Source organism: Polynucleobacter sp., assembly GCF_030693775.1.
Taxonomy (GTDB): Bacteria; Pseudomonadota; Gammaproteobacteria; order Burkholderiales; family Burkholderiaceae; genus Polynucleobacter.
The window spans coordinates 280358-298890 of sequence record NZ_JAUXZY010000005.1 but is presented as its reverse complement, the minus strand read 5'-3'; the positions used below and the strand labels follow the sequence as shown (position 1 = coordinate 298890).

Sequence of the window (18533 nt, the reverse complement as noted above, 5' to 3'; positions counted from 1 at the left end):
ATGAATTCCCACGAAATCCGTATTTCTGTACGCACCCAGTACTTGCCAGAGCAGTCCGACCCCGATAACCGGCAATTTGCCTTTGCCTACACGGTCACGATTCGCAATATTGGCACCACCCCGGTGCAGCTCATTGCACGCCACTGGCACATCACCGATGGGGACAATGCCGTGCAGGAAGTTCGTGGCCTTGGGATTGTGGGGCAACAGCCCCTTTTGCGCGAAGGTGAGCAGTTTGAGTACACCAGTTGGGCTACTTTGCCCACGCCGGCGGGAACGATGCGCGGTGAATATTTCTGCGTTACGGAGGATGCCCACTTTTTTCAGGCGCCGATTGCTGAATTTGCCCTCGTGATGCCGCGCACCCTGCATTAAGGGTATTAGCTTAGTCCTCTTTTCTACCCTTGCTGGTCCAAAAAACAATGAATAAAAGTAGGCATAAGGCAAGCAGACCCTCGAGTACAAAAAGTAGCATGGGGTATTGATCGAGTAAATTGGCAATCATGATGATGAATTGGTACCCTTTTTGTAAAGCCACGAAACAGCAATCGCTGTACCGCTGTCATCTTATCGCGATGTGCGCTCTAGTGCTGGTTTTGCTCGTGGGCTGCGCTACTCCACCTACACGAGGCCCTGGACAACGAACACCATCGATTGATAGCAGCGCTCCCGCAGCCAGCTTTAATAGCCCGATCGCTACATTTAGTCCGGTCGCGTGGCAGCAAATACCCGGCTGGCAAGAGGATGATTTGAGCGCGGCGTGGTCTGCATGGCTTGAAAGTTGCAAAGCCATGGTGAAGCGCAACAGCACGCGCTCATGGAGCGGCGTTTGCGATCGCGCCAAATCCGTTTCTGGTTCGAATCCACAGGCAGTGCGACGCTATTTTGAAGATGCGTTTCAGGCATATGCCATTCGTAGCAATTCCTCTGGCAGTGAAACAGGCTTAGTGACGGGCTATTACGAGCCGATCATGAATGGCTCGCGTGTACGTACGTCGCGATATACCGTCCCCCTATATGGCTATCCCGCAGCATGGAGTCGCAATAAACCGAATCCAGGACCAACACGCGCTGAGTTAATGGATTCGAATCTATTGCGCGGCTCAGAGCTCGTTTGGGTCGAAGATCCAGTCGCTGCAGCCTTCATGCAAATTCAGGGCTCGGGCAAAGTGAAATTGGATGATGGTACGGTTTTGCGCTTTGGCTTTGCTGGCACCAATGAGCAACCATTTAAGTCGTTTGCGCAATGGCTTTTAAATAAAGGCGAGATCACCCGCAGCCAAGCGACGATGCAGGGCATTCAGAGCTGGGCTAAACGCAACCCCCGCCGCGTGGAAGAGATGCTCAATGCCAATCCACGGTTTGTGTTCTTTAAAGAGTTGCCGAGTAATGTTAGTCCCGACTTAGGTCCGATCGGCGCGCTGGGCGTGCCATTAACAGCAGAGCGCAGCATTGCCGTTGACCTCAAAGCAATGCCGCTCGGAGCGCCTGTTTTCATTACAACCACACGGCCTTTGAGTAAACAAACCTTACGCCGCTTAGTGATGGCGCAAGATACGGGGACGGCTATTGTGGGCGGCGTTCGTGCCGATTACTATTGGGGTACGGGTGATGCTGCTGGAGAGCTTGCAGGCAGGATGAAGCAAGACGGGCAGATGTGGTTACTATTACCGAAGTAAATGCGCGCAATGATGCGCACCAAATCGCAATCGCTTAAAGGAAAAAATGCATTACGACACCATACTTACCGCCGTCGATGGCAGAGTAGCAACGGTTACCTTAAATCGCCCACAGGTCCTCAATGCTTTAAACGATGACTTGATGGATGAGTTGGGCGCGGCCTTATTGGCATTTGATGCAGACGACCAGATTGGCTGCATCATTATTACGGGGAGCGAGAAAGCATTCGCTGCTGGCGCAGACATTGCAAAGATGGCTGAGTATGGATTTCATGAAGTGTATCGACAAGACTTCATTACCCGTAATTGGGAAACCATTCGGAAAATTCGTAAGCCGGTAATTGCGGCGGTCAATGGCTATGCACTTGGCGGCGGCTGTGAACTTGCCATGATGTGCGACATGATCATTGCTGGCGATGGCGCTAAGTTTGGTCAGCCCGAAGTGAAATTAGGCATCTTGCCAGGTGCAGGCGGCACGCAGCGCTTACCCAGAGCAGTCTCTAAATCCAAGGCAATGGACCTGTGCCTTACTGGGCGCATGATGGATGCTCAAGAGGCTGAGCGCGCTGGTTTGGTGAGTCGTATTTTCCCTGCCGCAGAATTACTCACTCAAGTGGGCGGGATTGCAAAGACCATTGCCGACATGCCGCTACTCACCACCATGATGGTCAAAGAAAGCATCAATGCGGCCTATGAGATGCCTTTAAGTGAGGGCATTCGCTTTGAGCGTCGCCTCTTTCATAGCTGTTTTGGAACAGAGGATCAAAAAGAAGGCATGGCCGCATTCATTGAAAAGCGACCACCCCAATTTAAAAACTCGTAATCGAATTATTTACTGCGTTTAGGATTTGGCTAGAAATTTTTGTGCCAATGCAACCCAGTAATTCACGCCGACCGGGATCAGTGCGTCATTAAAGTCGTACGAGGGATTGTGTAGGTGGCACGGGCCCATGCCATGACCGGTACTGCGGTGATCGCCATCACCATTACCTAAAAACACATAGCATCCGGGTTTTTCTTGTAACATGAAGGCAAAGTCTTCTGCCCCCATAGTGGGATCAATTCGGACATTGACGTTTTCTGTGCCCACAAGATCCTGCATGACGCCGATGGCAAATTGCGTTTCCTGCTCATGGTTGATCGTAGGTGGGTAATTGCGTGTGAAGACAACATCGGCTTTGCAATCAAAACCTTCTGCAACATGCTGGGCAACGTCATTTAAGCGTCGCTCAATTAGGTCGAGCACCTCGTTGGTAAAGGTGCGAACTGTACCCCCAATCTGTGCGCTATCGGGAATGACATTGCTGGTCTCGCCTGCATGAAACTGCGTCACCGATAGAACAGCGGCGTCGACTGGACGCTTATTGCGGGTAATGATGCTTTGCAGTGCTGTCACCACGTGCGCTCCAGCAAGAACTGGATCGGCGCTGTTGTGCGGTAAGGCAGCATGACCACCTTTACCGCGAATGGTGATCGCGAACTCATTGCTTGATGCCATCATTGGCCCTGGAGTAACCCCAAAGTGACCCTCCGCTAAACCGGGCCAATTGTGTAAGCCGAATACAGCATCGCATGGAAATTGTTTAAACAAACCATCTTTAATCATTTCGCGAGCGCCGCCACCGCCTTCTTCAGCCGGCTGGAAGATAAAAATGATCGAGCCGGCAAAGTTACGGTGGCTTGAAAAGTAGTGTGCGGCCCCGAGCAAGATGGCAGTGTGTCCATCGTGACCGCAGGCATGCATTTTTCCGGCATGTTGCGATGCATGCGCAAACACATTTTTTTCTTGCAGCGGCAGGGCGTCCATATCGGCGCGCAAACCAATCATCTTTCCTGGGCCTGCCTCACCGTCAACGCGACCGACCACACCAGTCTTGCCTAGGCCGCGCACAATCGGAATGCCCCAGCTGGTCAGCGCTTTTGCTACCAGTTCAGCTGTACGGATTTCCTCAAAGCGCAACTCGGGATGGGCGTGGATGTCACGTCGAATGGCTTGTATGCTTGCCGCTGAATCGACGATTTCGGGAAGTAATCGCATACGAAGATCTTATCTGAAAGGCAAATCACCTGCATATTGCAATGCAATACGGTATAAATCCTAAAAAATACGAATATTGCTACAGTACGGAAACAACATTCTGGAACCTATGTCAAACACTGCCCCATCCCTTCCTTGGCTTGCGCAATACCCCGCTAGCGTACCTGCGCAGCTGGACTACAGCGCCCATCAGTCCCTGGTCGAGGTACTGGAAGATGCGTTCAGCCGCTATGCAGAGCGGACGGCGTTTTGGTGCATGGGCAAAGGCCTGAGCTACCGGGAGCTCGACACGGCATCACTGCAATTTGCCGGCTACTTACAAAGCATTGGTTTGAGTAAAGGTGCACGCGTAGCGATTATGTTGCCCAATTTGCCGCAATACCCCGTTGCCTTATACGGAATTATGCGGGCAGGGTATGTGGTGGTGAGCGTTAATCCTCAGTACACCGCTCATGAATTGGAGTTTCAGTTGCGCGACAGCGGCGCAGAAGCGATTGTGTTTTTGGAGCATTTTGGTAACACCCTAGAGCAAGCGCTCCGCATTAATCCAGGGCTGCCAATCAAGCATGCGTTTGTCAGTAGCATTGGCGAGTTTTTGGGTTGGCGTGGTCCTTGGCTAGATCGTTTTATTCGAACATTTAAACGCAAGGTCGAGCCCTATACCTTGCCAAAAAACCTCAATTGCTTGCAACTTAAGCCAACGCTTGATTTGGGTAAGCGGGTGCAATACCAAAGACCGCCTCTGAATGGCGATTCAATTGCCTTATTGCAATACACCGGCGGTACTACGGGTGTGAGCAAAGGCGCCATTTTGACGCACCGTAATTTACTGGCCAATCTATTGCAGGTCGAAACTTGGCTCAGGCCAATTGAGAAGGTCAAGCCTATTCGGCAATGGAATTTTTTATGTGCACTGCCGCTGTATCACATCTTTGCTTTTACGGGATGCGGCCTTTTGGGTATGCGCTTGGGCGCAAAAATTATCTTGGTTCCGAATGCCCGTGATGTTCCCAATTTGGTCGGAATCTTAAAAGAGTTTCCGGAGATTAATTTTTTCCCCGGTGTAAATACCTTGTTTCAGGCCCTGCTGAATAATGCTGACTTTGCTAAGCTGGATTTCTCGCAATGGGTACTGACGATTGGTGGCGGCATGGCGGTACAAAAATCGGTAGCAGACCGCTGGAAAGCCCTGACCGGTGTTGCGATCGCTGAGGGCTACGGCCTGTCCGAAACCGCACCTGTAGCCTGTTGCAATACGCCCTTGATTGAATCATTTACTGGCGGCATTGGCTATCCACTCCCCGATACGGAGTTGTCGATTCGAGATGAATTAGGAGCGCCATTGCCAGCAGGAGAAGCGGGCGAGATTTATATTCGCGGTCCGCAAGTAATGCAAGGGTATTGGAATCAAACAGAAGAAACCGCGAATGCAATCACAGCAGATGGATTCTTTAAAACAGGTGATATCGGCGTGATGGACTCGACTGGTTTTTTTCGTATCGTCGATCGTAAAAAAGACATGATTACGGTTGCTGGATTTAAGGTGTATCCGAATGAAGTAGAGGATGTCGTTGCATCAATACCCGGCGTATTGGAATGCGCTGTTATCGGCATCGAATCCGCATCGGGTGAACTTGTGAAGCTGTTCGTTGTGTCAGACGACCCTGATTTGACTGCGGAGCGGATTATGGCGGTATGCGGAGAGCAGCTCAGCCCCTACAAGCGCCCGAGTGCGATCGAGTTTACGGAGAGCCTGCCTAAAAATAACGTCGGCAAGATACTGCGGCGCGTACTACGCGATCAAGCGCGCAACACGGTCTGAGTCAAGCGCATCAGCTGCAAACTGCATTGCTGCTAAGGGATAAGCATGATTGCTTTGGTGTCGACATTCTGCGGGCAGTGACTGTACAACCCCTAAGAGGGGCGCTGAAATTCGTGACCGTAGTGTGTCGATATTCTCATGCAAGTAGGGCATATCCGCATCCATGGTATTCGCTACCCATCCGGCAAGCGTAAGGCCACGCTGGGCAATTGCTGCAACGGTTAAGAGGGCATGATTAATGCAGCCCAGGCGCAGCCCAACCACGAGGATGACTGGCATCTGCAGGGCCTCGGCTAAATCCCCTAAATCCTGCTCTGCATTGATTGGCACCAAAAAGCCTCCTGCGCCTTCCACCACAATCCAGTCGGCCTGCGCCCTGATACGCTCGCACGCCGAAAGCATGGTGGAGAGCGCTAGCGTGACGCCCATGGATTTGGCTACTAAGTGGGGTGCTGCGGGGGTTGGTAATACATAAGGGCATAGATCATTTGCATTCCCCGGATAGCCCGATGCTAATTTGAGTGACTCCAGGTCTTCATTCACTGTAAGGCCTGCGGACGACTGACTTGTTCCAGCGACCACGGGTTTAAATCCGATGACCGGTTGATTGGGTGCAAGCGCTTTGATTTTGAGAATTAGCGCAGAAGCAATCAGCGTCTTACCTACCTCGGTATCGGTACCGGTAATAAAAAATCCACGCTTACGTAATTGACTCATACTGATTTCGTTTCGCTAGAGATATAAACGAGGGCTTCTATTTTTTGTAACTCGGCAATGAGTTCGCGCACTGCTTGGGTGCTGTGATTGGCCGAGAACGTAATCCGCAGGCGCGCACTGCCTTCCGGAACGGTTGGCGGACGTATCGCCGGAATCCAGTAACCTGCCTCGTCTAATTGTTTTGATGCTGATAGTGCCGCGGCATTACTCCCCAATACCAGCGGCTGAATCGGAGTCATCGACGAACTAATTTGCCAATGATCAAGTTGTAATTCTTGATGCCAAATAGCAATCAGTTGATTTAAATGGGCACGTCGTGCCTGACCCTCCTCACCTTCAATCAAATGCAAACTCGCCAGCACCGTATGCGCAATGGCGGGAGGGGTGGCAGTGCTGTAAATGTACGGCCGTCCTTTTTGAATCAAGCACTCCATTAGTAGTTTATGAGCGCAGACAAAGGCGCCACTAACACCAGCAGCCTTACCGAGGGTGCCAATATAGACAATGCGATTCGATTGAATTTGGAAGTGCTCCAAAATACCGTGACCGTATTTTCCGAGCACACCAAAGCCGTGTGCGTCATCGACAATCAGCAGTGCATCATGGGCTTCTGCAATCGCTAGTAGATCGGCTACCGGAGCTAGGTCGCCATCCATGCTAAAGACACCGTCCGTCACAATCAATTTGTGTGCCGCTGAATCCGCTTGCAGCATTTCGTTTAAAGCAGCCAGCTTCGTGTGATCGAATAAATGAACGCTTGCTTTTGTCTGCGCCGCCGCCAGTTTGACGCCATCGATTAAGGATGCATGATTTAACTTGGCGGAATAGATGCTAATGCCAGCATTCTGTTTTGCTGCTTGCAATCCCACTCCCAATCCCGCTAGCGCAGTAATCGCAGTGATATTGGCAAGATAGCCTGTGCAAAAGAAGAGCGCGCGCGCATCGTCGATATGTTTCTGTTGTGTGCGAGCTAATTCTGTTTCAAGTAAGTCGTGTGCCACACTATGACCGCTGATGAGGTGAGAAGCGCCACTACCAACACCATACCGTTCTGCGCCTTCAGCCATTGCTGCGATAAGCCGCGGGTGATTAGCAAACCCCAGGTAATCATTGCTGCAAAATGCCTTCAGTAGGCGGCCTGCTACTTTGACTTCGACATCGCAAGCGCTTTGCGTTTGCTTGAGGCGACGTCTCAACAGTGAGGCATCCAGGGCGTCTAGCTGTTGCTGCGCAAGCGCAAGGGCAGTGAACGGAGTTGTGCTGGACTTCATGGTTTTTATGCGCGCAGGACGTCTTCCACTACTCGCTGAATGCGCTGACCCATTGCCATGGTTTCATCGGCGCTCAGTATGTAGGGCGGCATGACGTAGACAGTAGAGCCAATGGGTCTTACCAAAACACCTTCCTCAATGCCGCGTGTAAAGACTTCACGTGCAAAGGCACCTGGCTTATTCAATGCATCATGGACAACATCAAAAGCCAAGATCATACCTTGTTGTCTTGGGTGTTCAATGCGCTTATCTGACTTGGTCCACGCAAATGCAGATGCTAGATCGTGCGCGCGCTGCAGATTGCTATTTAAAACATCTTCCGTTTCAAAAAGATCAAGGCAGGCTAGCGCAGCAGCGCAGGCTAAGGGATTGCCAGTGTAAGAGTGGGAATGCAAAAATCCGCGGGTAGTGTCATCCGAATAGAAGGCCTGATAAATGGCGTCAGTTGTCAGGCACAGTGACAGCGGTAAATAGCCGCCACTAATTCCTTTGGAGAGAGTGATGAAGTCAGGCCAAATGCCCGCATGCTCACAGGCAAAAAACTTGCCCGTTCTGCCGCATCCCACGGCAATTTCGTCGGCAATCAGGTGAACACCATACTGGTCACACAGTGCACGGGCACGCTGAAGATAGATTGGCGGGTGCATCGCCATTTGTCCTGCACATTGCACAAGTGGCTCGAGTATGAGAGCAGCAATATGATGGTGTTCCCGTTGCAAAAGCTTTTCTAATGCATCCGCGGCACGCAGCGCAACCTCAGTCGCTGATTCTCCATCCTGCGCTTGACGACTATCAGGCGACATCACGGTGAACACATCTGAAAGCAGTGATCCGTACGCGGTCCGAAACAAAGGTACATCGGTTACGGCCAATGCCCCTAGGGTTTCGCCGTGGTAACTGTTTTGTAAGCAGACGAAGCGTGATTTCTCAGGCTTGCCGGAAAGTTGCCAATAGTGGTGACTCATCTTTAAGGCAATCTCAACGGCAGAAGCACCATCCGATGCGTAAAAAGCATGGCCTAAGCGATGCTGCGTTAAAGCGGAGAGGCGTTCCGAGAGCTCGATGACGGGCTGGTGTGTAAACCCTGCCAGCATTACATGCTCAATTTTTTCGAGTTGAGCCTGAATGCGTTGATTAATAAAGGGGTTGGAATGACCAAATAAATTGGTCCACCAGGAGCTGATGCAATCCAGAATGGGCTTATCTTGATCGTCATACAGCCAAGCACCCTTCCCTCGCGCAATTGTCACCAAGGGCATGTGCTCATGGTGCTTCATTTGTGTGCACGGGTGCCATACCGACGCAAGACTGCGCAAAATCCACTCGTCTGTTTGCTTGGGCTGGCTTACCGATGTCGTCATGAGTGATATTTGACCATTAGTTTTCGGCTTGAAGTGGATTCATCTGTTATGTTTATGGCTTATTCCCACCTTTTTTGGAATTTCCTTATGTCCCAAAGTCAAGTCCTCGAAAAACCCCTGATTCAAGCGAAGTCCGCATCGGTCGCCAAAGCAAGTGTTTCCGAGGGTGACTGGACGGTAGCGGGGGTCGAAGCCTTGTTTGCCTTGCCGTTTAATGATTTGCTTTTTCGTGCCCAAGAAGTGCACCGCGCTTATTTCCCCGAAGGTGACGTGGAATTAGCTACCCTGCTATCCATTAAGACCGGTGGCTGTCCAGAAGATTGTGGCTATTGCCCCCAAGCGGCGCGGTACAACACCGATGTGAAGGCCAACAAACTGATGGATTTAGAGGAAGTGCTTGAGGCGGCGAAGGCAGCGAAAGCGGCTGGCTCTAATCGATTCTGTATGGGCGCAGCCTGGCGTGAACCCAAAGACCGTGATATTGAAAAGGTGTCCGCCATGATTCGGGGCGTCAAAGCGCTGGGTCTCGAAACCTGCGCCACACTGGGCATGCTCGAGCCAGAGCAGGCCAAGGCGCTGCAGGGCGCGGGATTGGATTTTTATAACCACAATCTGGATACCAGCGAAGATTTTTATCGCTCGGTCATTAAGACCCGTGACTATCAGGATCGCTTGGATACGATCTCTCATGTTCGTGCTGCTGGAATGTCGGTGTGCTGTGGTGGCATTGTGGGTATGGGTGAATCGCGCGAGCAGCGCGCCGCTTTTATTGCCCGCTTAGCTAATTTGAGTCCGTATCCTGAGTCGGTACCCATCAATCACTTGGTTCCGGTAGCCGGTACGCCACTGGCTGATCAGCCGCCGATGGATCCGCTGGAGTTTGTGCGGACCATTGCCGTGGCACGCATCACCATGCCAAAAGCCCGGGTACGTTTATCGGCCGGAAGGCAAGAGCTGGGCCGAGCCGTCCAAGCAATGTGCTTTCAGGCAGGCGCCAATTCGATTTTTTATGGCGATCAATTGCTGACAACGGGTAACCCAGAAGCCGAGGAAGATCGCGCACTTCTGGCCGAATTGGGCCTCAAGACAAAGCAACACGTGAAGGCGGAAGTCACGGTATAGTTTTGTCCATGCCTATGTCATTGCTGGACCGATTCATTACGGAGTTTGATGTCGCTTTGCGATCCCTTGCTGGCGGCGCTCAGGCCCATCGTGTAATGCCAACAGCAGAAAGTGCAAGCACCCTTGATGCTGCTGAACGTGCCCATGCGGCTGGGCTCATGCGTGTTAATCACGTGGGCGAAGTGTGCGCCCAAGCCCTATACCAATCGCAAAAAATCGTGGCACGCAGCTCAGAAACACGCGCCATGCTCGACCATGCGGCACAAGAGGAAATGGACCATATGGCCTGGTGTGAAGAGCGCCTGTCTGAGCTCGGCTCGCACACCAGTTATCTAAATCCGATCTGGTATGCCGGTTCTTTTGGGATCGGATTACTGGCTGGCTTGGCCGGCGATCGATGGAGTTTGGGCTTCGTTGCGGAAACCGAAAAGCAGGTCGAAAAGCACCTCAATAGCCACCTTGAAACCTTGCCGCTAGCAGATGCGCGCTCGCGTGCCATTGTTGATCAGATGCGCCGCGATGAAATCGATCACGGCCAATCAGCATGGGATGCCGGCGGCCAGCCTTTGCCGCAGCCCATCAAAAATGCCATGGAGGCCATATCCAAAATCATGACGACGACAGCATATAAGGTGTAAATCGGGTTTGATTATCTAAACCCAATAAAACTAAGGATATTATTCGCTCTAAGTATAATAATACTGTATATATAAACAGTATTAATTTAGATAATTAAGTAATATATCTAAGATACCTTCTTAAGTATATTTTCCAAGCCCTTGTTTCGGGTGACTATTTTTCAAAAGCTTAAATGAATAGTCATCGCTAAGTGACTGTAAACAATAGAGAAAATCCAAAAAAAACCCATTAAAACACTTGACCCTCTGAATCCCTTCCTCTAAAGTGGGAAGAAGTGTGAAAAAGTGGGGTAAATGGTGTTTCAAGGTGCGTCAGCTCTCAATTTAGATGCAAAAGGCCGCATGTCTGTGCCGGCAAAGCATCGTGACGCCTTGCTCGTGCAAGGTGAGGGAAGAGTGACCTTAACAAAACACCCCGATGGTTGTTTGATGGTTTTCCCACGCCCTGAGTGGGAAGCCTTTCGAGCGCGTGTAGCGCAGTTACCAATGGATGCCCATTGGTGGCGTCGAATTTTTCTAGGCAATGCAACCGAACTTGATCTCGACAGTGCAGGGCGAATTTTGGTGAGCCCCGAACTACGATCCGCTGCGGGTATTCAGCGTGAAGTCATTCTGCTTGGTATGGGTAGTCACCTTGAGTTATGGGATGCAGCAACGTACGCAACAAAAGAGCAGGCCGCAATGATGCAAGGTGTGCCGGACGCCCTCAAACAATTTACTTATTAATGACAGGGCCGCATGAATCAGACTCATCGCCCAGTCTTACTGGCCGAGGCGGTAACTGCACTATTGGAAAGTCCTTTATTGCAAGCAGAATCCTCCGAGAAATCCATTTTGATCGACGGTACCTTCGGGCGCGGCGGTCATACACGAGCACTCTTGGAAGCGATTCCATCCAATGCAAATTTGATTGCATTCGACAAGGATCTGCAAGCGATTGCAGAAGCAAAAAAGATAAGCGACACGCGCTTTCAGATTGTTCACAGCAGCTTTGCATACATGGATCAGCATGCCGAGCCTGCATCGGTAGCAGGGGTGCTGCTCGATTTGGGTATCAGCTCGCCACAAGTAGACGAAGCCGAGCGTGGCTTTTCATTTCGTCGCGATGGGCCGCTTGATATGCGCATGAATACTACGACTGGATTAACGGCGGCACAGTGGTTGAATCAAGCTGGCGTGGATGATATTGCGCGCGTAATTAAAACCTACGGCGAAGAGCGCTTCGCCTTGCCGATTGCGAAAGCGATCTTTGCGCGCCGTGAATTGAATCAGCCCTTGGCGACCACCTTAGATTTAGCCAACCTGGTTGCTGGCGTTGTTAAAAAACGCGAGCCAGGACAGGATCCAGCAACGCGGACCTTTCAAGCGCTGCGCATCTTCATCAATAAAGAGTTAGATGATCTGGCCAGTGGGCTGAAAGCAGCCTTGGATTTACTCAAGCCAGGTGGACGTTTAGTTGTCATCAGCTTTCACTCCCTAGAAGACCGCATCGTCAAGCAGTTTATGCAAATGCACTCAGCAGTGGAGGTGCCACGTGGTTTGCCAATTCGTGCAAAAGATTTACCGCAGGGAGATTTAGAACTCATTGCTAGAGTTAAGCCAAGCAGCGTTGAAGTTAGTGAGAATCCGCGCGCACGTTCAGCAGTAATGCGGGTAGCGCAAAAACGCAGTCTAGAGGCCGGCCTCATTTATCGACGACAGGTGAGCCAATGAATCGGGCCACACTAACCCTACTCGCTTTATTACTAATCTGTGCGCTATCGCTCGTATCGGCACAGCAGCGTGGTCGCAAGCTGGTTACTGCAATTGAGCGCGCACAAATAGAAGAGCGCAAACTCAATCAAGAGTGGCTTCGCCTTGAATACGAACAACGCAATCTGTCTAAATCAGCTCGGATTCGGGATGTGGCGCGCAATCAACTCAATATGAGTCCCATCTCACCCAATCGAACCATTTATTTGCGAGAAGATCGGTGAAGCGAGTCGGATTCTCAACCACGCCTAATTTAGTGTTGCGCCTGCCGATGTGGCGGTCGCGCTTAATGCTGTTCATGTTGTTTGTCGCGTTTGCTGCCCTTGTACTACGCGCACTTTGGATTCAGGGTCCTGGTAATGCGTTCTACGAGGCCAAGGCAGTTAAGGGAACGCAGCGTGAACTTGAGATGTCGGCTAGCCGCGGAAAAATATTGGATCGCAACGGCCAAGTCATTGCAACCAGCCTTGAGGCAAAAGCAGTGATTGCCTATAACGATACGATTCCAAAAGATTTATCCGATGAAAAAATCAAGCAGCTTGCAGCCTTGCTCGAGATGCGTGAAGCTGATGTTCGAAAAAAATTAAAAGATGAGCGTAACCAAGTTTTCTTAAAGCGGCAGGTTGATCCTGCAGTGGCTCAGCAAATCCGCAAGTTAGAAATTCCAGGCATTGGATTAAATAATGAGTTTCGTCGCTTTTATCCCGAAGGCGAGGCAATGGCCCACGTAGTGGGTTTCACCAATGTGGAAGATCGCGGTCAAGAGGGGATGGAGCTATCGCGCGAAAACGATTTGGCTGCGAGTACCGGTAAGCGACGTGTTGTGGTCGATCGCCTGGGGCGCATCGTCGAAGATATGGGCGTTTTGCAGTTACCGCAAAACGGCAAGGATTTAAAACTCTCGGTTGATAGCAAGATTCAATACATTGCTTATAACGCATTGAAAGATGCGGTTGAAAAACATCGCGCCAAAGCGGCCGGAGCAGTTGTCATTAACGTGCAGACGGGTGAAATTTTAGCGCTCGCCAATTGGCCAAGCTATAACCCAAACGATCGCAAGATATTAAGTGGCGAACAGTTACGCAATCGTGTGATGACCGATACGTTTGAGCCGGGCTCAACCATTAAGCCATTTACCGTTGCACTGGCCATGGAAAAAGGGCAAGTGAACCCCAATACAGTGATGGCGATTGGCGCTAAGTATTTGGTTGGACCTAAACCTATTACTGATACCCACCCTTATCCATCGCTGACGGTGGCAGAGGTAATCCAAAAATCCAGCAATATTGGTACCTCTAAGTTGGCAATGAATATGCCAGCCAGCGAAATGTGGGACTTATTTACTGCTGTTGGATTTGGTCAAGCTCCCAAGGTTGGATTTCCCGGTGCCGTTGCGGGCCGGGTGCATCCCCATCAAAAATGGATGCCAACTGATCAAGCGCGGATTGCGTTCGGCTATGGCATATCAACCTCACTTTTTCAGATGGCTCGCGCCTACACCATCTTCGCTCGCGATGGCGAGTTGGTTCCGGTCACGATAGAACATAGCCCAGATTACAAACCCGGTACACGCGTTATCTCGGCAAAAACAGCAATCGAGATGCGTAGCATGTTGGAGTCGGTAACTGAGCCTGGGGGTACTGCGCTGAAAGCCCACGCTGAGGGTTATCGCGTTGGCGGTAAAACAGGTACGGCCCATAAGGTAGCAGGCAAGGGCTATGCCACCAATAAATACTTAGCTTATTTCACGGGTATTGCGCCGATGAGCGCCCCACGGATTGTGGTGGCAGTGATGGTCGATGAGCCCACTGCAAATGGTTACTATGGCGGCCAAGTTGCGGCGCCTATTTTCTCAACTATTGTTTCTGAAACGCTTCGCGCAATGAATGTTGCGCCGGATAGCACAGTTAAAAATATGGTGCAGCGAGATGATGCGATTAAGCCCGCTACAGCTGCGCCAATTCAACGCGTCGTGTTAACACAATGATGGCTACTTTCATTAAGCCAGAGCAAGCCATCGATCACCTACGGCGATTGGCTTTGCCAACGGCGCGCATCGTGAGCGATACACGGCAAATCAAGGTGGGCGATATCTTTTTTGCTTACCGGGTAGGGCATGGTGCTGCCATACAGGATAGCCGCGCCTACATTGCAGAGGCTTTAGATGCTGGGGTCGCTGCGGTTATTTATGACCTAAGGGATTTAGAAGAAATTCCAGCCTTGAGTGATCCACGTTGTTTCCCGCTAGAAAATTTATCTGCCCATGCGGGGCCAATCTGCTCTGAATGGTACGGTAAGCCGAGCAGTCAGATGATGGTGTTTGGGGTAACTGGAACGAATGGCAAGACGAGCATTACGCAATGGCTTTCTCAAGCCTTAGATCGCCCTAAGTCGCGTGCAGCTGTAATCGGTACCTTAGGTATTGGTTTTCCAGGGCATTTAGAGGCAACAGGCTACACCACGCCAAATGCTGCACGCTTACAAACCGAACTCAAAACACTTTTAGATTCCAATGCAAAGCAAATTGCCATGGAAGTCTCTTCACACGCCCTAGAACAGGGACGCGTTCATGGCGTCCAATTCAGCACCGCTGTGTTTTCCAATTTGAGTCAAGACCACTTGGATTACCACGGCAGTATGGCGGAATATGCAGCAGTCAAGTTTCGTTTGTTTCAGTTCCCTGGCTTACAGAATGCGGTCATTAACTTAGAAGATCCTTTGGGTCGTGAATTAGCCATGCAGATGTTGGCAAAGACAGGCGTTCAGGTGTGGGGCTATGCGGTTGACCACAAGGTCTTTGCCGGCTTTGAAAAGTTCGGTAAGCGACTGCATGCTATTTTTTCAAGCGGCATGCAGTTTAAGGATTATGGCTATCAGGGTGTATTTGAATGGCAAGACCATGGCAGGACTGAAGTCAATGTTCCGGTTGTGGGCGACTTTAATCTAAGTAATTGCCTTGCAGTCTGGGCCTGCCTATTGGCTAGTGGCATGGATGTGATTGAGGCAGGTAAGCGCATTGCACTTTTAAAGCCAGTCAGCGGAAGAATGGAAATGGTGCTCGGCAACTCACGTAGCACAGGCCCATTAGTTATTGTTGACTACGCCCATACCCCAGATGCACTAGAAAAAGTATTGAGTACCTTGCGCCCCATCGCAAGCCAGCGAGCAGGAAAGTTGTGGTGCATTTTTGGTTGTGGCGGTGATCGCGATGCGAGCAAGCGACCGCTCATGGGGCAGATTGCGGCAGAGTTAGCTGACCATACTATTTTGACCAGCGATAACCCACGCTCCGAGAATCCAGAAAAAATCAGCGCCGATATTCAAGCTGGAATGGGTAATGGCAAGTCAGTACAAGTCATCCTAGATCGTGCTGCAGCGATCCTTAGCGGAGTTCGGCACGCAGAAGTGAATGATGTTGTATTGATTGCAGGTAAGGGCCACGAAACAAGCCAAGAGATTAATGGCAGAAAAGTAGATTTTTCAGATCAAGAACATGTTTTATTGGCTAGTGGAGGCTCCGTCTAATGGCGATGACTACCTTGGGCCAAATCCATGCATTTTTACCATCCAGTAAATTGATCAATATTTCTAAGGCGGCTGCGCAAAGCTATCTAATCGATTCCATTTCTACGGATAGTAGGGCGATTGAGGGTGGGTCCCTCTTTATCGCACTTAAGGGCGAGCGCTTTGATGCGCATCAATTCCTAGGCGCGGTTAGTGCTGCCGGAGCAAGCGCCGCACTGATTGAAGATGAGAAGGCGTGCCCAAATCAGCTTCCCGCAGTATGCGTTGCTGACACGCGAATTGGTTTAGGTGATTTTGCTGCAGCATGGCGGCAGCAATTTACATTACCGCTAGTGGTGGTAACTGGTAGTAACGGCAAGACTACCGTGAAAGAGATGATCGCAGCTATCTTTAGCGCGGCAGTAGGTAAAGAAGCAACTCTGGTTACGCCAGGCAATTTGAATAACGATATTGGACTGCCGCTGACGATATTGCGTTTGCGTGAGCACCATCGATTGGCTGTGATTGAGCTCGGAATGAATCATCCGGGCGAGACGGCCTACCTTGCTAATATCGCTAAGCCAACAATTGCGCTTATCAACAATGCCCAGCGGGAACACCAAGAATTTATGGAGACCGTTGATGCGGTTGCGCATGAGCATGCGGATGCAATTGCATCGTTGCCAGCAGATGGTGTTGCGGTTTTTCCAGCAGACACTTCGTTTAGTGCCGAGTGGCGCAAAAAAGCCAGCGGGCGCCGCTACATTGACTTTGCACTCAATGGCCCTGCAGCAGTTAGTGGCATGCTCTTGGAAGACGGTGCGCTTGAAATAAAAACAAGCGACGGAATCATCCATGTTCGACTTTCCGTGCTCGGTGAGCACAATCTGCGTAACGCCCTTGCCGCGACGGCTGTAGCCTTAGCTGCAAAGGTAGATTTAGAGGCTATTCGCCTTGGATTGGAATCATTTCAGGCGGTCAGCGGCCGAATGATGGCAAACCAATTGGGCACTTGCCTGTTGATTGATGACAGCTATAACGCCAATCCCGACTCAGTACGCGCTGCAATTGACGCCCTTAGTCAGGCTAGCCAAAAAACCTGTTTGGTCCTGGGTGACATGGGTGAAGTGGGATCAAATGGCCCAGAGTTTCATTATGAGGTTGGCGCCTATGCGGCAGAGCGTGGCATTGCGCACTTATGGGCGCTAGGAGAGCAAACGCAGGCTTCAGTACGCGGCTTTAATGAATTCAATGGACGCATCGGAAGTAGTAATGCGGCAATCCATTTTGAAAGCATCGACGCCTTAAACGCACGGGCGGTGACCGTTGCCGATTTATTTTCTGAGGGCGCCTCAGTATCTCAGCCCTATGCAGTACTAGTAAAAGGATCACGTTTTATGCGCATGGAGCGAGTAGTAGCGGCGTTAAAAGACACGCTGGCGGAGGTTAAAGCATGCTCTTAATCTTGGCGCAGTGGTTACAAGACGATTACAGTTTTTTCCGAGTATTTAATTACATTACCTTCCGCGCCGTGATGGCGACATTGACGGCATTGTTGATTGGTTTGATTTCGGGGCCCTGGGTTATTCGGAGATTGACTGAGTTAAAAATGGGTCAGGCAGTTCGTACTGATGGACCACAAACGCATTTAGTCAAATCAGGAACGCCAACCATGGGCGGTGTGCTCATTCTGATTGGCATATTTACCTCATGTGTTTTATGGGCTGACCTGACCAATCGATTCATCTGGATTGTGATGCTGGTTACATTTGGCTTTGGCTTGATCGGCTGGGTTGACGATTACCGCAAAGTTGCTCGCAAAGACCCAAAGGGAATGGCGTCGCGCGAAAAGTTTTTCTGGCAAACCGTAATTGGATTATTTGCTGCAATTTATTTGGCATTCTCTGTATCTGAGGTTAACAACTTAAAAGTGCTGCAGTTATTCATTGACTGGGTGCAGAGCGGTTTTTCATTGGACCTACCAGCCAAATCAAACCTCTATCTTCCCTTTGTGAAAGAAGTTAGCTATCCACTGGGAGTGATGGGCTTCATCATTTTGAGTTACTTGGTAATTGTTGGCAGCAGTAACGCAGTCAATTTAACGGATGGCCTTGATGGTCTGGTCATCATGCCCGTGATTTTGGTCGGGGCTGCACTGGGCGCGTTTGCCTATGTAATGGGTAACGCAATCTACGCGAAGTATTTACTGTTTCCATTTATTCCTGGGGCAGGTGAGTTGATGATTTTCTGCGGCGCCATGGGCGGCGCGGGCCTCGCCTTCCTTTGGTACAACACCCATCCTGCACAGGTCTTTATGGGCGATGTTGGCGCTTTAGCTCTAGGCGGCGCCCTTGGAACCATTGCGGTGATTGTGCGCCAAGAGATTGTTTTGTTTGTGATGGGCGGTATTTTTGTTGCCGAAACGGTTTCCGTGATGATGCAGGTGATTTGGTTCAAATACACCAAAAAACGCTATGGCGAAGGACGCCGCATTTTTCGGATGGCACCACTGCACCACCATTTTGAACTGGGTGGTTGGCGCGAAACCCAAGTCGTTGTTCGTTTTTGGATCATCACTATCTTATTGGTGCTGGTTGGTTTATCTAGCTTGAAATTACGGTAATCAGTA

At 50.6% G+C, this 18533-nt stretch carries 17 protein-coding genes; 13 read left to right on the top strand and 4 right to left on the bottom strand.

Translation table 11 applies throughout. The features are described 5' to 3' along the window. The 3 genes from apaG (at window position 1) to Q8M75_RS09505 (ending at window position 2502) form a co-directional block, all read left to right on the top strand. Complete coding sequence (gene apaG / locus Q8M75_RS09515; RefSeq protein WP_305488861.1) at window positions 1-375, top strand: Co2+/Mg2+ efflux protein ApaG; 375 nt, start codon at window positions 1-3, stop codon at window positions 373-375. A 128-nt stretch (window positions 376-503) separates the two neighbouring features. Then, complete coding sequence (locus tag Q8M75_RS09510; RefSeq protein ID WP_305488859.1) at window positions 504-1679, top strand: murein transglycosylase A; 1176 nt, start codon at window positions 504-506, stop codon at window positions 1677-1679. A gap of 46 nt (window positions 1680-1725) precedes the next feature. Further along, complete coding sequence (locus tag Q8M75_RS09505; protein ID WP_305488857.1) at window positions 1726-2502, top strand: enoyl-CoA hydratase; 777 nt, start codon at window positions 1726-1728, stop codon at window positions 2500-2502. Window positions 2503-2520: 18 nt separating this feature from the next. On the opposite strand, the gene Q8M75_RS09500 is transcribed toward Q8M75_RS09505, so the two are convergent. Then, entirely contained in the window at window positions 2521-3717 is a 1197-nt protein-coding gene (locus tag Q8M75_RS09500) for a M20 aminoacylase family protein (RefSeq protein ID WP_305488854.1), read from the bottom strand. 109 nt (window positions 3718-3826) lie between these two features. On the opposite strand from Q8M75_RS09500, the gene Q8M75_RS09495 reads away from it, so the two are divergent. Then, entirely contained in the window at window positions 3827-5539 is a 1713-nt protein-coding gene (locus Q8M75_RS09495) for an AMP-binding protein (RefSeq protein WP_305488852.1), read from the top strand. Here the strand turns inward: Q8M75_RS09495 and bioD are convergent. From bioD to bioA, 3 genes are read right to left on the bottom strand one after another with little or no spacing between them, the layout of a single operon-like run. Continuing rightward, window positions 5510-6256: a dethiobiotin synthase gene (gene bioD / locus Q8M75_RS09490; protein WP_305488849.1), complete on the bottom strand. Its 747-nt coding sequence runs from the start codon at window positions 6254-6256 to the stop codon at window positions 5510-5512. The two genes, Q8M75_RS09495 and bioD, sit on opposite strands and share 30 nt — an antisense overlap. After that, the gene (locus Q8M75_RS09485) at window positions 6253-7527 is read right to left on the bottom strand and encodes an 8-amino-7-oxononanoate synthase (protein ID WP_305488847.1); all 1275 of its coding nucleotides are present in this window, start codon (window positions 7525-7527) and stop codon (window positions 6253-6255) included. Before Q8M75_RS09485 ends, bioD begins: the two co-directional genes overlap by 4 nt. A 5-nt stretch (window positions 7528-7532) precedes the next feature. Beyond that, a complete protein-coding gene (gene bioA, locus Q8M75_RS09480) occupies window positions 7533-8888 on the bottom strand; it encodes an adenosylmethionine--8-amino-7-oxononanoate transaminase (RefSeq protein ID WP_305488845.1) in 1356 nt (451 codons plus the stop codon). Between the two features lie 87 nt (window positions 8889-8975). Between bioA and bioB the strand changes: the two genes are divergently transcribed. The 9 genes from bioB to mraY all read left to right on the top strand — a co-directional run bounded on the left by bioB (window position 8976) and on the right by mraY (window position 18527). Next, complete coding sequence (gene bioB, locus Q8M75_RS09475) at window positions 8976-10010, top strand: biotin synthase BioB (protein WP_305488842.1); 1035 nt, start codon at window positions 8976-8978, stop codon at window positions 10008-10010. Between the two features lie 14 nt (window positions 10011-10024). Continuing rightward, the gene (gene coq7 / locus Q8M75_RS09470) at window positions 10025-10648 is read left to right on the top strand and encodes a 2-polyprenyl-3-methyl-6-methoxy-1,4-benzoquinone monooxygenase (protein WP_305489122.1); all 624 of its coding nucleotides are present in this window, start codon (window positions 10025-10027) and stop codon (window positions 10646-10648) included. Window positions 10649-10945: 297 nt separating this feature from the next. Then, the gene (gene mraZ / locus Q8M75_RS09465) at window positions 10946-11374 is read left to right on the top strand and encodes a division/cell wall cluster transcriptional repressor MraZ (RefSeq protein WP_305489120.1); all 429 of its coding nucleotides are present in this window, start codon (window positions 10946-10948) and stop codon (window positions 11372-11374) included. A gap of 12 nt (window positions 11375-11386) precedes the next feature. Then, window positions 11387-12361, top strand: a complete 975-nt coding sequence (rsmH, locus tag Q8M75_RS09460) for a 16S rRNA (cytosine(1402)-N(4))-methyltransferase RsmH (RefSeq protein WP_305488840.1) — start codon at window positions 11387-11389, stop codon at window positions 12359-12361. Continuing rightward, complete coding sequence (gene ftsL / locus Q8M75_RS09455; RefSeq protein ID WP_305488837.1) at window positions 12358-12624, top strand: cell division protein FtsL; 267 nt, start codon at window positions 12358-12360, stop codon at window positions 12622-12624. The genes rsmH and ftsL overlap by 4 nt, the downstream gene beginning before the upstream one ends. Before the next feature lie 47 nt (window positions 12625-12671). Next, window positions 12672-14387 (top strand): penicillin-binding protein 2, encoded by a 1716-nt coding sequence (locus Q8M75_RS09450; protein WP_305489119.1) that lies wholly within the window; start codon window positions 12672-12674, stop codon window positions 14385-14387. Beyond that, on the top strand, window positions 14384-15925 hold the full coding sequence (locus tag Q8M75_RS09445) for a UDP-N-acetylmuramoyl-L-alanyl-D-glutamate--2,6-diaminopimelate ligase (protein WP_305488835.1): 1542 nt from the start codon (window positions 14384-14386) through the stop codon (window positions 15923-15925). The genes Q8M75_RS09450 and Q8M75_RS09445 overlap by 4 nt, the downstream gene beginning before the upstream one ends. Next, on the top strand, window positions 15925-17367 hold the full coding sequence (murF, locus tag Q8M75_RS09440) for a UDP-N-acetylmuramoyl-tripeptide--D-alanyl-D-alanine ligase (RefSeq protein ID WP_305488834.1): 1443 nt from the start codon (window positions 15925-15927) through the stop codon (window positions 17365-17367). The genes Q8M75_RS09445 and murF overlap by 1 nt, the downstream gene beginning before the upstream one ends. Next, window positions 17358-18527 carry a phospho-N-acetylmuramoyl-pentapeptide-transferase gene (mraY, locus tag Q8M75_RS09435; RefSeq protein ID WP_305488832.1) on the top strand — a complete coding sequence of 390 codons (1170 nt, stop codon included), beginning with the start codon at window positions 17358-17360 and terminating at the stop codon, window positions 18525-18527. The genes murF and mraY overlap by 10 nt, the downstream gene beginning before the upstream one ends. The last annotated feature ends 6 nt before the right edge of the window (window positions 18528-18533 follow it).

Bases quoted from the DNA above. Each gene is read 5' to 3' on its own strand.
- apaG (WP_305488861.1), top strand. From the start codon at position 1: ATGAATTCCCACGAAATCCGTATTTCTGTACGCACCCAGTACTTGCCA.
- Q8M75_RS09510 (WP_305488859.1), top strand. From the start codon at position 504: ATGATGATGAATTGGTACCCTTTTTGTAAAGCCACGAAACAGCAATCG.
- Q8M75_RS09505 (WP_305488857.1), top strand. From the start codon at position 1,726: ATGCATTACGACACCATACTTACCGCCGTCGATGGCAGAGTAGCAACG.
- Q8M75_RS09500 (WP_305488854.1), bottom strand. From the start codon at position 3,717: ATGCGATTACTTCCCGAAATCGTCGATTCAGCGGCAAGCATACAAGCC.
- Q8M75_RS09495 (WP_305488852.1), top strand. From the start codon at position 3,827: ATGTCAAACACTGCCCCATCCCTTCCTTGGCTTGCGCAATACCCCGCT.
- bioD (WP_305488849.1), bottom strand. From the start codon at position 6,256: ATGAGTCAATTACGTAAGCGTGGATTTTTTATTACCGGTACCGATACC.
- Q8M75_RS09485 (WP_305488847.1), bottom strand. From the start codon at position 7,527: ATGAAGTCCAGCACAACTCCGTTCACTGCCCTTGCGCTTGCGCAGCAA.
- bioA (WP_305488845.1), bottom strand. From the start codon at position 8,888: ATGACGACATCGGTAAGCCAGCCCAAGCAAACAGACGAGTGGATTTTG.
- bioB (WP_305488842.1), top strand. From the start codon at position 8,976: ATGTCCCAAAGTCAAGTCCTCGAAAAACCCCTGATTCAAGCGAAGTCC.
- coq7 (WP_305489122.1), top strand. From the start codon at position 10,025: ATGTCATTGCTGGACCGATTCATTACGGAGTTTGATGTCGCTTTGCGA.
- rsmH (WP_305488840.1), top strand. From the start codon at position 11,387: ATGAATCAGACTCATCGCCCAGTCTTACTGGCCGAGGCGGTAACTGCA.
- ftsL (WP_305488837.1), top strand. From the start codon at position 12,358: ATGAATCGGGCCACACTAACCCTACTCGCTTTATTACTAATCTGTGCG.
- Q8M75_RS09450 (WP_305489119.1), top strand. From the start codon at position 12,672: ATGTGGCGGTCGCGCTTAATGCTGTTCATGTTGTTTGTCGCGTTTGCT.
- Q8M75_RS09445 (WP_305488835.1), top strand. From the start codon at position 14,384: ATGATGGCTACTTTCATTAAGCCAGAGCAAGCCATCGATCACCTACGG.
- murF (WP_305488834.1), top strand. From the start codon at position 15,925: ATGGCGATGACTACCTTGGGCCAAATCCATGCATTTTTACCATCCAGT.
- mraY (WP_305488832.1), top strand. From the start codon at position 17,358: ATGCTCTTAATCTTGGCGCAGTGGTTACAAGACGATTACAGTTTTTTC.